Source organism: Corynebacterium mustelae (genome assembly GCF_001020985.1).
Taxonomy (GTDB): domain Bacteria; phylum Actinomycetota; class Actinomycetes; order Mycobacteriales; family Mycobacteriaceae; genus Corynebacterium; species Corynebacterium mustelae.
The window spans coordinates 2,707,541-2,721,240 of record NZ_CP011542.1; the positions used below are offsets into that span (position 1 = coordinate 2,707,541).

General features: G+C 50.2%; 13 protein-coding genes, 3 tRNA genes and 1 pseudogene. 4 read left to right on the forward strand and 13 right to left on the reverse strand.

Translation table 11 applies throughout. The features are described from left to right. Positions 1 to 12: 12 nt before the first annotated feature. The 4 genes from CMUST_RS12040 to CMUST_RS12055 all read right to left on the reverse strand — a co-directional run bounded on the left by CMUST_RS12040 (position 13) and on the right by CMUST_RS12055 (position 5,442). Positions 13 to 432, reverse strand: coding sequence for an acyl-CoA thioesterase (locus CMUST_RS12040; RefSeq protein ID WP_047262727.1), 420 nt, complete (start codon positions 430 to 432; stop codon positions 13 to 15). Between the two features lie 224 nt (positions 433 to 656). After that, positions 657 to 2,327: an energy-dependent translational throttle protein EttA gene (gene ettA, locus CMUST_RS12045; protein ID WP_047262728.1), complete on the reverse strand. Its 1,671-nt coding sequence runs from the start codon at positions 2,325 to 2,327 to the stop codon at positions 657 to 659. Positions 2,328 to 2,462: 135 nt separating this feature from the next. Beyond that, positions 2,463 to 3,116 (reverse strand): single-stranded DNA-binding protein, encoded by a 654-nt coding sequence (locus CMUST_RS16100; RefSeq protein ID WP_052844730.1) that lies wholly within the window; start codon positions 3,114 to 3,116, stop codon positions 2,463 to 2,465. Positions 3,117 to 3,402: 286 nt separating this feature from the next. Beyond that, the gene (locus CMUST_RS12055; protein ID WP_407922011.1) at positions 3,403 to 5,442 is read right to left on the reverse strand and encodes a cytochrome c oxidase assembly protein; all 2,040 of its coding nucleotides are present in this window, start codon (positions 5,440 to 5,442) and stop codon (positions 3,403 to 3,405) included. Between the two features lie 230 nt (positions 5,443 to 5,672). Here CMUST_RS12055 and CMUST_RS12060 point away from each other — a divergent pair. After that, positions 5,673 to 5,746 (forward strand) — tRNA-Arg (locus tag CMUST_RS12060). A gap of 97 nt (positions 5,747 to 5,843) precedes the next feature. Here the strand turns inward: CMUST_RS12060 and CMUST_RS12065 are convergent. The 7 genes from CMUST_RS12065 to cmrA form a co-directional block, all read right to left on the reverse strand. Continuing rightward, the gene (locus tag CMUST_RS12065; protein ID WP_047262730.1) at positions 5,844 to 6,215 is read right to left on the reverse strand and encodes a hypothetical protein; all 372 of its coding nucleotides are present in this window, start codon (positions 6,213 to 6,215) and stop codon (positions 5,844 to 5,846) included. Positions 6,216 to 6,220: 5 nt separating this feature from the next. Further along, positions 6,221 to 6,436 (reverse strand): hypothetical protein, encoded by a 216-nt coding sequence (locus tag CMUST_RS12070; protein WP_047262731.1) that lies wholly within the window; start codon positions 6,434 to 6,436, stop codon positions 6,221 to 6,223. Further along, a complete protein-coding gene (locus CMUST_RS12075; protein WP_047262732.1) occupies positions 6,429 to 6,737 on the reverse strand; it encodes a hypothetical protein in 309 nt (102 codons plus the stop codon). Before CMUST_RS12075 ends, CMUST_RS12070 begins: the two co-directional genes overlap by 8 nt. Positions 6,738 to 6,740: 3 nt before the next feature. Continuing rightward, the gene (locus tag CMUST_RS12080; RefSeq protein ID WP_047262733.1) at positions 6,741 to 7,079 is read right to left on the reverse strand and encodes an immunity protein Imm33 domain-containing protein; all 339 of its coding nucleotides are present in this window, start codon (positions 7,077 to 7,079) and stop codon (positions 6,741 to 6,743) included. Between the two features lie 41 nt (positions 7,080 to 7,120). Then, the gene (locus CMUST_RS12085) at positions 7,121 to 8,272 is read right to left on the reverse strand and encodes an ATP-binding protein (protein WP_047262734.1); all 1,152 of its coding nucleotides are present in this window, start codon (positions 8,270 to 8,272) and stop codon (positions 7,121 to 7,123) included. Between the two features lie 480 nt (positions 8,273 to 8,752). Further along, positions 8,753 to 9,535, reverse strand: coding sequence for a hypothetical protein (locus CMUST_RS16105; protein WP_052844732.1), 783 nt, complete (start codon positions 9,533 to 9,535; stop codon positions 8,753 to 8,755). Positions 9,536 to 9,642: 107 nt separating this feature from the next. Then, on the reverse strand, positions 9,643 to 10,443 hold the full coding sequence (gene cmrA / locus CMUST_RS12095) for a mycolate reductase (protein ID WP_047262735.1): 801 nt from the start codon (positions 10,441 to 10,443) through the stop codon (positions 9,643 to 9,645). Between the two features lie 156 nt (positions 10,444 to 10,599). Between cmrA and orn the strand changes: the two genes are divergently transcribed. Both orn and CMUST_RS12105 read left to right on the forward strand, forming a co-directional pair. After that, the gene (gene orn, locus CMUST_RS12100) at positions 10,600 to 11,235 is read left to right on the forward strand and encodes an oligoribonuclease (RefSeq protein ID WP_047262736.1); all 636 of its coding nucleotides are present in this window, start codon (positions 10,600 to 10,602) and stop codon (positions 11,233 to 11,235) included. Between the two features lie 41 nt (positions 11,236 to 11,276). Then, a tRNA-His gene (locus tag CMUST_RS12105) sits at positions 11,277 to 11,349 on the forward strand. 83 nt (positions 11,350 to 11,432) lie between these two features. Here the strand turns inward: CMUST_RS12105 and CMUST_RS12110 are convergent. Then, positions 11,433 to 11,781: pseudogene (locus CMUST_RS12110) on the reverse strand (DUF2200 domain-containing protein). An 86-nt stretch (positions 11,782 to 11,867) separates the two neighbouring features. After that, on the reverse strand, positions 11,868 to 13,064 hold the full coding sequence (locus CMUST_RS12115; RefSeq protein ID WP_047262737.1) for a L,D-transpeptidase: 1,197 nt from the start codon (positions 13,062 to 13,064) through the stop codon (positions 11,868 to 11,870). A 396-nt stretch (positions 13,065 to 13,460) separates the two neighbouring features. Here CMUST_RS12115 and CMUST_RS12120 point away from each other — a divergent pair. After that, a tRNA-Lys gene (locus tag CMUST_RS12120) sits at positions 13,461 to 13,533 on the forward strand. The last annotated feature ends 167 nt before the right edge of the window (positions 13,534 to 13,700 follow it).

Consider the following 13,700-nt stretch of genomic DNA (forward strand, 5'->3'; position numbering starts at 1 on the left):
CAAAAGGTGTTTCTAAGCAGAGGTAAGTACTTTCATTTCAAAGTCGGTGATTTGACGGGGGCGAGTGGTGATAACGTCTACTGCAACCTGGACCACTTCAACCACGCAGCACAAATTCCCATCGGCGTCTTTGATCTCTTGCCTGGTGGTAAACGATGTATTTCCGATTTCGATTACCTGTGTCTCAACCGTTACTTCAGTGGTATTGGATAGGATCGGTCGCAAATAGTCGGCCTCGATTTTACGAACGAACACCGCTGGTATTTCCAGTCCGCGTTTGTTGAATTCACGCTGGGCAAAAGCCATACGAGCTTCTTGGGCCAATTCGACATATGCAGCGTTGGTGATGTGATTAAAACGATCGAAATCACCCCAACGTACCGGAATCTGCTCGGTATGAATATTGCCGTTGACGTTGGTTGCTTCGCTCATGATGGGTGTTCGTTCTCTTTCCCGTAACCTTTAGCTGAATATGTAAATTGTTGGTGTAGGTACCCCACACCAGACAGCATGTTCAATGTTGCCACATACCATACCGCCCGACACAATAGTTTGTTACAAAAGTAGGCAATCGTGGACAAAACCGCTGCTGAACGCAAAACCGCGACGGTAATCCAAAACAAAGGAAAACCATCGCGGCATATCGGCATAGCCGATTAACGGGTCAGTTTGCGGTGAGTAACCCGAGATGGTCGTGCGGCTTCAGCGCCCAAACGTTCCACCTTGTTCTTTTCGTAATCCTCGAAGTTACCTTCAAACCAGAACCACTTGCCCTCCTCGATATTGCCTTCCCACGCGAGGATATGGGTACAGGTACGGTCAAGGAACCAGCGGTCGTGGGAAATGACCACAGCACAACCTGGGAACTTCTGCAATGCATTTTCCAACGACGATAGGGTTTCGACATCGAGGTCGTTTGTTGGTTCGTCCAGCAGAATCAAGTTTCCACCTTGTTTCAACGTCAAAGCCAGGTTCAGGCGGTTACGCTCACCACCGGAAAGTACCTTCGATGGTTTTTGCTGATCCGCGCCCTTGAAGCCGAAAGCGGAAAGGTACGCGCGAGACGGCATTTCGTTCTGTCCGACAACGATGTAGTCGAGGCCGTCCGAAACAACTTCCCACACGGTTTTTTCCGGATCAATGTTTTCGCGCCCCTGGTCTACATAGGACAACTGAACCGTCTGGCCGATCTTGACCTCACCAGCATCTGGTTGCTCTAGACCAACAATGGTCTTAAACAGCGTGGATTTACCCACACCATTGGGGCCGATAACTCCGACAATGCCGTTACGAGGCAAGGTGAAAGACAAGTCCTTGATAAGGACACGGCCGTCGAAACCCTTCTCCAAATCGGAAACCTCTACAACCTGAGCACCAAGGCGTGGCGGGGTTGGGATCTGGATTTCCTCAAAATCGAGCTTCTTGTATTGCTCCGCCTCAGCAACCATCTCCTCATAGCGGGCAAGACGTGCCTTGGACTTTGCCTGGCGTGCCTTCGTTCCAGAACGCACCCACTCTAATTCGTCCTTCAAGCGTTTTTGCAGCTTCTTGTCTTTCTGGCCAGCAACTTCCAAACGCTCTGCTTTCTTCTCCAAGTAGGTGGAGTAATTCCCTTCGTATGGGTACAGCTTGCCGCGGTCAACTTCGCAGATCCAACCAGCCACATGGTCGAGGAAGTAACGGTCGTGGGTAACAGCCAAAACAGCACCTGGATACTTGGCAAGATGCTGCTCCAGCCACAAAACGGATTCCGCGTCTAGGTGGTTGGTAGGCTCGTCGAGAAGCAACAGATCCGGCTGGGAAAGTAGCAGCTTCGCCAACGCAACCCGGCGGCGCTCACCACCGGAAAGATGGGTAACAGGTTCATCAGATGGCGGGCAACGCAGCGCTTCCATGGCCTGCTCAATTTTGGAGTCAACCTCCCACGCATCGGCAGCATCCAGTTCTTCCTGGAGTTTGCCCATTTCTTCCATGAGCTCATCGGTGTAGTTGGTGGCCATTTCTTCTGCGATAGCATCAAAGCGCTTCTTCTTTTCGAAGATGTCGCCTAGGCCCTCTTCGACGTTTTCACGAACAGTCTTTTCCTCGTTGAGCGGTGGTTCCTGGAGCAGAATGCCCACGGTTGCGCCTGGGTCGAGGAAGGCTTCGCCGTTGGAAGGTTGGTCAAGCCCGGCCATGATCTTTAAAATCGATGATTTACCAGCACCATTTGGGCCAACCACACCAATCTTGGCGCCTGGATAGAAAGCCATAGTTACGTTATCAAGAATGACTTTGTCACCAATTGCCTTGCGCACGTTTTTCATCGTGTAGATGAATTCACCCACGTTGATTTTCCCCTTAAATAGAATAGGACAGTTTGGTTGTTAAGGGTACATCATCTTGGCCGCAACAGCACCACCAGCACAGCAGGGTAGATGCAACATCACAACCCTATCTGCCCTTCTGGTATCACCGAAGAATCAGGCAACCATGTGGGTAGATGCAGTTGCCTTGGAAGGATGCATATCGTGGGTGGGATCAGGGACAGCAAAACTCTCGGTTTTATTATTCCCTGCAGCTGCCCGATCGTCAGCATTAGAGTCCATAGTGACGGGCATTTCTGGTAAGTGGCTGACATCCTTGCACCCCTCGACGGCAGATGCCTGCGGTTGCAGGATGTCAGGCTCCGGCGGGTATTTGCTGAAATCCGCACCACCGGTTTCCACCTGCGGCATGGGATTGCGACGGAATTGCAATGCGTAGTTTCGCATTTCAAAACCAACATATGTTGCACGCAAAATAGTTTTGGACATCGTATTGCCAGTTCCCGAATCTTGCCACTCTTGGGTGGTGAGGAAGCCTACACAGATCACCGGTTTTCCTTTTCGGACGGAAGCATGTACGTTCTTCGCTAGATTTCCCCAGCATTCCACATCGATATATAGCTGATCCCGGTCGATGTAGTTAGCATCCTCGTTTGGCGGAATAGTCGAGACATCATCTTGTGATCTAGGCATACGCCGCACCCGGCGCGACGCAGCTATCCGGAACCGGGTCAGAGTGGTTCCACTAGCAAAGACTTTAAGACTCGGGTCCTGGGTAAGGTGCCCGATAAGGGTAATGGCTTGTTGCATGGATGGCCTCCTAAAACCAAAGTGACGGTACGGGAGAAAAACACAACCAATTTCTGGCCCATTGCCAGTTCACAGCGTTTTTCTGTTTCACAATCACTATGTATCGAATGCGGAAGCCACCACAATGTTTTTAAGCCGAAACTCCAAAATCTGTGGAATTCAACCTGCGCTTTATAGTTATCCACATTAATCCCTCCCAAAGCTGGCAAATTTTTGCATGATTTGCATAACTTTCCCGCATATATACGTGGGTTTCGGGTGGCTATCGTCACAGCGTGTTTTTAACTTAGTCGCGGTTAAACGATTGGTCGTGGTATGTGGAAATATTATCCGATTCACCCCGATTCATTGCCGCAAGCATTTCATTATAGGCATCCAGGTCGCCTTCCCCAGATTCTTCTGCCCGTTTATCGTATTCTTTTGCTTCCTTGCGATCATCCTTAAGCCATTGGAGGAACAATGTGCCAAATACGACGGTCAGCGGGAATGAACCAGAAGCCCAGGCAATGCCACCGCCAACGTTCTGGTCGTGCATGAGGTCAACCCCCCACGGCAAAAGCAAGGACCTATAGAAATCTTCTGCCAAGATTTCCGAGAGCTGCATAAGGTAGACACCGAAATATAGGTGAAATGGCATGGAGAACACTAACCATGCCAGTCGGCTGACAACCGTGTTGTCCCTGGGTTTCGGATCGGAGCCGATCATATCCCAGTAGTAAATGTAGCCGGACAGTAAGAATACCCAGTTCATAATCAAATGTCCTGCGTGTTCGGAAACCATAAGGTCATACCACGGAGTGATATACAGCAGATAGAAAATAGTAATGAACTGAATGGTATTGACCGCCGGGTGCATGATTACCCGCAGGAAAGTGGAATCCAAGAATGCTTGAACCCATTCGTGCAGTCCCGGCTGCTGTGGATTAGGTTCGGTGACAGTTAACATCAGCCGAAGTGGGGCACCAAGTACGAGAAATACCGGTATGACCATCGATAATGTCATATGCGCCACCATGTGCATGGAGAACATGGCTGGCATATACAAACCAATCCCGGAGCTCATGGCCAGACCTAACGTGACGGTGCCTAATACCCACCAAAAGGTACGGTGCCACGGCCACGCAACATTGCGCTTGCGCAATTGGTACAGCCCGTAGCAATAACTGCCGAGCAGAGCGATCGCAAGTGTGGTGAACATGATATCGAAGCGCCATACTGTCCACACTGACCATACGGTCGGTTTGATGGTGAGGTCGTAGCCCATTTCCAATGCCATTGGAGAAAGATCAAACACGCGTGGTGGCGGTGGCGGGGTGCGACCTAAGGAGATCGCCACCCCCACTGTCGCCGCCATGACAACTAATTCCACGATGCTTACCCGAATAAAGGCCCGCTGGTCGCCGGTTCTTAACCGTGGCATGGTGCTATTTCGGTGCCACAATCCGAACAACGCAAGCAGCAGGGTGAGCACGAATTTGGCGACAATCACTTTGCCGTAGCCGGAGGTGAACAGGTCGGAAAACCGCACCCGAATCGCAGCGTTAATTACACCGGATAGAGCCATAGCAATGATGGAGATAAGGGCGATCGTCGAAAAGCGGCGCACCGCTACTGCCATTCCCGGTCCGAGCCGACGACCGTGTGCAACCAGTCCGAATAGACCGCCTACCCACAACATCATGAATAGTAAGTGCCACAGCAAAGAATTAGTGCCGTAATCGTGATCGCCGCCGGAGGCTGAGTGCCCTTCCAGGCCCAGCGGTGCAACTATAGCGATGGCACCAAGAAGCCACACCGGCTGCCACATCCACGTTTTTGCCAGAATCAACGCGCCGATGCCAACAACCAGTGCAATCGCCGCGGAGCCTAGCCATGCTTGCGATTCCGCCACTTGGGACAGCGCGACCGACCAATTGCGTGGTTTCACCGCTTCGGAAAACGGCTGGCCGGAGACGTCGGAAAGCACCAGCGGCACCATAAGTGATGAAATCATGGCAAAACACAGCGCGGCAATTGCCCCGGTGCGGCTGGCGATCACGCCGTCGACGTTTAACGACGTCTTACGGAGATCACCGGGTTGCGGTGAAATGAAAAACGCGGCGCTAAGAAATGATCCCACCGACAACGCGGCACATAGCCAGGCGACCGCCCGGAAGAATGGTAAGCCCGCAGTTGTTATGGGCCCAGGATCGGGGATACCCAGCGCTGCCAGCGACTCCCCCAGGAAACCCCACGCGATGACGGCACCCACAAGCCCAGCCACAGCCATCGCCGCGACATAGATGGGCCAGGATGATCGAACCGAAGCGGATTGGGGAGTTTTCACATCAACCATGCAGTCAACACTAATACTCACACCGTTTCGAAAGACATTTCACCCTGTTAGCACACCGAACATAATATCTTTTATTATTTTCTGACCATTCCAGCTCACCCCATCACTGCGTCTCCTTGTACCTAAGACATTTCGCAACCCCCGACGACCCAGGTTTCGTTTATCGCTGGTTAGTGTATATATTGCTACCGTCGGCCAAGTGCGCTAACCTTTTATTGCTTGCCTCCATAGCTCAGTGGATTAGAGCTGCCGGCTTCTACCCGGTAGGTCGCGGGTTCGAATCCTGCTGGGGGCGCACATCAAAACCCCATTTCACCTGCGAAAAATCCGGTGGAGTGGGGTTTTTAGGTGTCATTTGTCGATATTGCAACGACACGTATTTCTTCACACCACTACCGCACCTCAAAAACCAAACCAAAATCAGTTTCGTTAAGATCACCGGCAAAGCAATCCAGGTGGAAGTGAGTACCGGATATGTCATTCGGTTCGAAATACTCCACAAGGTTGTCCCCTATTACGCGAAACGCTTGCTTATTGCTGCCGATAACCAAGGTTATTTCGTTCTCAATATCCACGGCTAGCCGATCGGTGGCGTCGACAAGCGGAACGATCCGAAGTTCGGAAATGCGCTGTGGCGAATCTGCGATAGCGGCAACGGGTACCGCTACTTCTTCCGTGACACTGTGGAAGATTCGCCCGAGTTGGTGCAGTTCAGATACCGTTCCGACGATACTTAATTGAGTGTCACCATACACTTCCAGCATGGCGATTATCCCTCCAGAATTTCCAGATCATCTGGTTCAAACATGACGAGTCGTTCGGCACCGTCGAGTTTCACGGCGTAGCCATAAACTGTCTCGTTTTCACTGCTTATTCCGCAAATTTTTCCACTATCACCACAATGATTTCCGCTTTTTGTTATTCGCACCCGTGCCCCAAAATCCTGAGCAAAGTTGGTCGGTGACGTTGGAAAATTTTCACTCATCAATATCCCCTTCCCACCGCATATAAAAGAAGTGTTCACCTGGCGGTAATTGCCGCGAAATTCGTTTCGTGTCGCAGATAATTTCTAAATTCTGCGTTTCAAACTGCGGAAAATCACACAAGACTTCGGTCATTGCAACGCTGATCGCTTCTTTTTCTTCCCAAGCAAGCGGCGATTCTACTATTATTTTCAACCGAAAAACATTCGGATCATCGCTAAAAATTATGGCGCGGACTTTGGGGCATATCTGCCCAAGAAACGCCTGCAATAGCGATAGTTTTAATCCAGATTCAAAACGCATATCCTAACTTATTCCCGGGGCTTCGAAATAGACATCTTCGTACCCTTCATGGTCGATGACGAATCTAAACCCGCATTCCAGCCCCAGATACGGCATAACCTCCGGCAGGGTTTCAGCAATATGTTCAATGCACATCACGTCGAAGAAATCATCTTCCCCGGTGTTTGCACCGCAGAATAAAAACCACGTTATCTCGTTAGGGTCGTCAGTCATCGGAAATTCCCGCAGACCGTAGGTTGGTATTTTTCCTAGAGTTTTCAACGCAATCGCAATCCGGGTTCCGGGCTTCGGGTAGTCAAAGGCAGAGCCGTATTTCTTGCAGATTTCCGCAGCTTTATCCATGCGCCTAGGCTACCACCGCACCGCATTATATTCCTGGCGTTTTAGGAGAAATTTTTAAAAGGATAGTTGCTTTGCGACGATTCCAGGTACTCCTTAAAATAGGGCAGTCGAAACGACAATTTCCCCCAGGCAGTCGCCGCAACTACCTCTTTTATCAGCAATCTGGCGCGCACGTCGGAAAGCGAAGTCACTTGTTTACCTAGCCGCTGCGCGATGGCCGATAGTTCTGCTTGACTGTTTTCATCCATCACAGCAGCCATTGCTTCGATGAACTGGGTTTCGGAACGTGTGAGATACTTCAATTCTGGCTGGTGCACCTGGGTGCCCAATGAATTGATCGCGACGTGGTTAATCGCATCAACTTCTTCGACGTCAATGTGATCTTTCCCGGCGCGTTTCGCCTGCCCCCAGGCCAAAGAGCCGGTTAATTGCACCAGGTAGGGGTGCCCTTTGGCAAAGGCGGCTGCGGCTTCTGCTGCTGGTTGACTAAACGCAATCCCGGATTTTGCGGCAGTGATGATAAGCGTATCGACCGATTCTTGGTGCGATAACGGCTGTAATTCCACACGCACACCACGTCGAATAAACGTAGTGCCAGGGTGGTGTAAAAGGCTGTCTACGCCATGGCTTAGCCCCGCCACAACGAGACTAATATCGACGCCATCACGAATTAGGTCTTGATATGCGGTTGCAATTATCGCCATTTCTTCTGGGTCGATGTGTTGTACTTCGTCAATCGAGATGACAATACCGGTGCCGTGCAGCGCTAACAGGTCGCTTAATTCCCGTAAACTACTGTTGAGTGTCGGTTGCGGTTGTTGGGTTTGGGTTTGCTCAGTGGTGATTCCGCCCAATCCGGCAATAGTGGCTCCAGTAATTCTACGGCCAGCTGGCGGGTCAATCTGGTGAATTTTGTTCGCAATGGTAGAGCTCACCAGGGTTTCCACCGGGTTCCGGTCAGTGGTATGTACACGTATCGGAATCCAACCGGCTTGGGACGCTATTTCTTCCAGTTCTGTCACCAAGGCAGTTTTCCCGATACCACGTAAACCGCTGATAACTAAGGTGCGGCCTTGGTCACCGGGGAAGGAATCTAACGCTGCCATATACGAATCTAGTATGGCCTGTCGACCAGCCCATACTTGCGGCACGATTCCAAAGGCGGGACGAAATGGATTTTTAGCTACAGCCATGGTTACTACTGTACCTATACCCCAGCCGATAAATCCGATAAATTTCATATTGGCCGATAAATCCGATAAATTTTGCGTCTCACTTGCGGCGCCTCGGTCAGCAACATTAACAGCACAACCACAAGCCGACGGTTGACAATTTATCAGCGCCCGAGAAACGTCTTTCTGGTGCAGATTTTCGGGAAGAAGATTGCATACCAGGATGGTACCCCGTTGATATTGTGTCCAGTTTCAATACACATGACGATCAGCATATTGCCGCTTGAAACACCCACCTTATACCGGCAAATAAGAACACCCTTGATAGGAAATTTTTCGGGGACATGGTTGACGTTGCGACCACCTAAACCCGGCTAGGGCTCTACATTCGTTTTTGGTAGTCAATGATTCCCTCCCCGATCACCACCCTATGCTATAAGGCGGAGGAGCCTTCCCCGTGCTCCTCCGCCTTATAGCATAGCCTTTTGCGCGGGAGTTTTCTTAAGTACCTGCCGCTAAGTCGTAGGTGTTTATCCACGTTAGTGCTTTATTGTATGCCCCCGATTGGATAAGTTGCAGCAATTCAGGGTTTTCTTCCACTAATTTTTGCACGTGCGCCAGGAAATCTGGCGTAGCTATTCCCCGCTTGTACCATGCAGGATCAGCCGCAGCCAGATAGTCACATTCCGTCCCATCAGCAACAAATCGATCACTAAAATCGACGTTGCTATTCAACCAGTCTCTTCGTGCCAGCTCATGGAATACCACCGCCAACCCAGCATGGGGCTGCAATCTATTCAGCATCTCAGCAAGCTGTTCAAAACTGTAGTCAGCGGACCAGTGTCCACACACATAACCGGATTCCACATCAATAGTTTCAGCCGTGTGATCCAACGTTTGAATAACATCGTTGGTTTCCTGCGAAATAGCAGTCAAGTGACTGCGCATGTACCAGCCTGGCCGCAAGTGTTTTATACCACGAAGAAAAAGGCTTGCGTCCGGCCCCATTGTTGCTTTCAGCAAATCACCCGGTACCAACGGGTAGTGGGTGGCGATGCTGCACACTTCAAATACACCACCATTGTCCGTAGTAGCCACAGGTTTACATAAAACCGCCGCAGGCGGTTGCGGGCACAGCTGGTCAGTTCGGGGCCGAATGTGGACACTGACGAAACATGACGACTCGACCCCGGCATTTCGAACTGCAACATCTGCACCACGGTTTTCACACTGTGGTGTATCGGAGGCGTGAACGATCGGGCGTTCGGTAATAGAAACTGGCATAGTGGGAACTCCTGAATAAACTCAAGATACGGATTTATGGTCGTATATATTCTTGGACTCATCCAGAACCCCGTTTGGTTCCATGCCATCGAGAAATTTTTAAAAATTTATCCCATCTTCCGGTAAAACCACCCCATAATGGGTGATAAAACCGCTGTCGGCGCAACGGAAGAAACCGCATTCATGGCCTTAGACAACGGGCCAGGCACCACACGTCGTTTATTCTTCGCCATCGCATCAAGGGTTTCCTTAGAACAGGATTCATATGTTGTCCACAAGAAATCTGGCACTACCTTATCGACGATGCTTTGTTCCGATTCTGGAATTTCCGCCTCTCGAACCGGGCCAGGTGCAAGCAACGTACAGCTGACACCAGTCCCCTTCAATTCATAATGCAATGCCTCGGTAAACGCATTGATTCCAGCTTTAGTCAGCACATAGGTGGCATTGTTTGGAATAGGCATATTCCCCGCAGCCGACCCAACATTGCAGATAGCGCCGCTGCTACGCTCAATCATGCCAGGCAACACCGCATGAGTGAGTTCAAAAACTGCCGTAGCATTCAAAGCAAACTGCTTAGACTCGTAATTAAAATCCTGCTCAATAAACGGCCCAAAGCTAGCAATTCCGGCGGAATTAACAATGATATTGATTTCACGCTCCGCAATATCAGCAATCAATTGATCCAATTGAGGTCTCTCTGCCAAATCACAAGGATAAACCTCCGCAACAATGGAATGCGCACGTTCCAATTCCTCAGCTAACTCCCGCAGAACATCCTCGCGCCGGGCAACCAGAATAAGGTTATGCCCCATCGCTGCGAGATCGCGGGCCATAGCCATTCCTATGCCTTGGCTAGCGCCGGTTATGAGTGCACGGGCCGACATTGACGGTGCAGGAAGTGCCATTGAAATATCCTTTACACAGAAATGGGGGTGGTTTTTAAGCTTCCTCCACCCTACCTGGTTTGTTGCCGCGAAAACATCGGCTTGTTTCGACGAATGATCACTGAAGATCGGCTGTGGTGAAAACGTCGATTAGCAAGTGGCTTAAAGTAGTAAGTTATGAACGAAACTACCCCAGCTAAAAACGATCGCTTGGTGTGGGTGGACTTGGAAATGACCGGTCTAGATATTCACCAACACACCATTGTGGAGATCGCCGCACTCGTCACAGATGCAGACTTGAATATTCTTGGTGAGGGGGTGGACTTGGTCATCAACGCTACCGATGAGCAACTGGCGAAAATGGATGATTATGTCACTGAAATGCACCGTAGTTCAGGGTTAACCAATGAGATTAAGGCATCGACCATCAGCCTATCTGAGGCCGAAGATGCGGTTTTGGCGTTAATTGAACAACACTGCGACCCGGAGCACCCAGCACCACTGGCCGGAAATTCCATCGCGACCGACCGGTCGTTTATTCGGGAACAGATGCCCCGGTTGGATGCGGCGCTGCACTACCGGATGGTTGATGTTTCCAGCATCAAGGAATTGGCGCGGCGCTGGGCACCTCGGGTGTATTTCAATCAACCAGATAAGGGAATGTCGCATCGGGCGTTATCCGATATCATCGAGTCCATCCAAGAATTGGATTACTATCGCCGTAGCCTATTCGTCCCAGATCCGGGCACCGAGGAGTGCGAGGCAGCTAAAGCCGAAGCAACCACTCGCTACCAGCAGTTTTTGCAATCTTAGGTTCGTGGGTTATTATTGTTCTCGCTGCATAAGCAGCAATGGTGGCTGTAGTTCAGCTGGTAGAGCACCAGGTTGTGATCCTGGGTGTCGCGGGTTCGAGCCCCGTCAGCCACCCCTAACAAAATAGCCCAATTCATGCAGGTGAATTGGGCTATTTGTTTGTTTAAAGCATCTTTCTTTCACAAGCATTCCGCAGGTTACAGTTTGCGCAAGATTTTTGCCATGTCTTTACCCTTGGCCAGTTCGTCGATTAGTCTGTCCAAATACCGGATAAGTCGCATGAGAGGGTCTTCCACCTCGTGGACTTTCACCCCACACACTGCCAGTGATAAGTTCACGGTGCGGATTGAGTTGAGGTGCATTATCAAAAAATCCACGGAAATCCGTTCGGACTGCAAGTTCTTGGTGCAGTCCGTCCGCTGAGTATCCAGTAAGCCAACAAATAATCTCGTCGACCTCGGCCTGAGTGCGGCCTTTCCGTTCTGCTTTGGCAACGTAGTGTGGATAAACGTCCGCGACCGCCGTTGTAAAAATACGATGAGTCATGAATTCGATACTAGAGGGCGTCGAAAAGCTTTAGGATACACCCAGTGCTTTTCAACGCCCTCAGGGTTGCGCTACCTCACGAATTTTTAAACGTCGTCGGCGTTGCCTTTCTTCCAGGTAGCCCAGTCAATGTTCCAATCCCCTAAGCCGTCATAACCACTGAGTGTCTCACCGACGGTGTTTTTGACGGTGACAATGTCGCCACGTTTAACGAAGTTCTGAAACCATCCAGCATTCTCCGTACTGACGTTGACGCAGCCGTGCGACACATTGGTGTTTCCCTGAGCCCACACGGACCAAGGGGCTGCGTGGACAAAGATACCCGAATACGACATCTGGGTGGCAAAGTCCACCGGAGTGCGGTAACCGCCGTTTTCCAAGGCTAAGCCGTAGCTTGTCGAGTCCATCACGAGGTTAGGATACTCATCGCCGATGATATACACACCGTTCGGCGTAGGCCACTGACCTGAACCTAAGGAAACCGGCATGGACTTTACTTTGTCTCCATTTTTAAACACGGTCATGGTTTTAGTGTTGTCATCGACAACAGCTTCAACACGGTCGCCGATGCTAAACGATGCTTTATTGCCATTAGCGCCATAAATACCTTCGCCAACCTTTACACCATACAGGTCAGCGTCGACCGTAACCTTGGTTCCCGGTTTCCAATAATCCTTTGGTCGCCAACGAACTTCCTGGCTGGAAATCCAGTAGAAAGCACCGTCAACCTTCGGCTCCGTTGTGATCTTAATGGCCTTTTCCACTGCTTTCCGGTTTCCCACCACAGTGTCAAAGCGGACACCGATGGTTTGACCTACCCCAACAGTGGAACCATCCAATGGAGCTAACGAATTTTCTGCCAACATGTTTGCAGCGATGGTCTGGAATTTCGTTGTGGTGGTTTTACCATTTTTGTCGGTGGCCACCACACTATATGAACGGTTAAAACCTAAAGGTTCGTCGCTAGTCCACGACATGGCATCCTTAGACAGCTTGGATTTGATAACCTTGCCATCCTCGTTAGTCATTTCTACCGATTTCAGACCCTCACCAACAGATTTAACAGTCACCGGATCTTTTGGATTAATGCTGGTTGCGCCATTTTTAACGCTTACCTCCGGCGGCATCGACTTAGCCACTGTTGAGGTAACTGGCGCGCTTGAAGGCGCAACGCTTCCTTCCGCACCCACCTCGGAAGTAATCGTGCACGCCCCAAGAAGCAATGCAGCGCTAGAAACGACTGAAACACACACATGCTTGACAGCCCTGTGCGACACTCCCATACTTTTTGTCTTTTCCTGTCTTGAACTTATGCAACCTGACTCGATTGGTTGATGAAACAACTAAGAGCTGACTTCCAATCCTAAACAACACTTGTACATTGGGCCTCACTTATCAATGTTCCGTTGCCATATTGTTACCAGCAGAAACCTTAGTTCCAACCTCTCACTAACACATCGATATAAAATCCTTGCACGTTAGCAGCATTTGCGCTACCTGATGGTTTCATTGCCCCCGCGCTAACCCCGTCAATCCCCACAGTTGCACAATGTCACACTTTACCATGAACCCAGTAACAAAACCCTGATTGAACTGGGGATTTTACTTTAATACTCAACTACTGTTATTGTTTTCTTCGTTGCTGGCAAGCACCAAAGCGTTTGCATGGACAACACCTAGCGCCATTAGCTCAATTGGTAGAGCAACTGACTCTTAATCAGTGGGTTCGGGGTTCGAGTCCCTGATGGCGCACAATATCACTGGGTGTGCAAGTCTTTTCCAACTTGCACACCCAACTTTTACATTTTCACCAATTACTTTGGGTGATAACTCATTGTGGATTAACGGACACGCTTTTATCCCCTAACCCCTCACTGTTCGATTTAATTAAACCGCAACTTCCCGCATGAAATATCGAG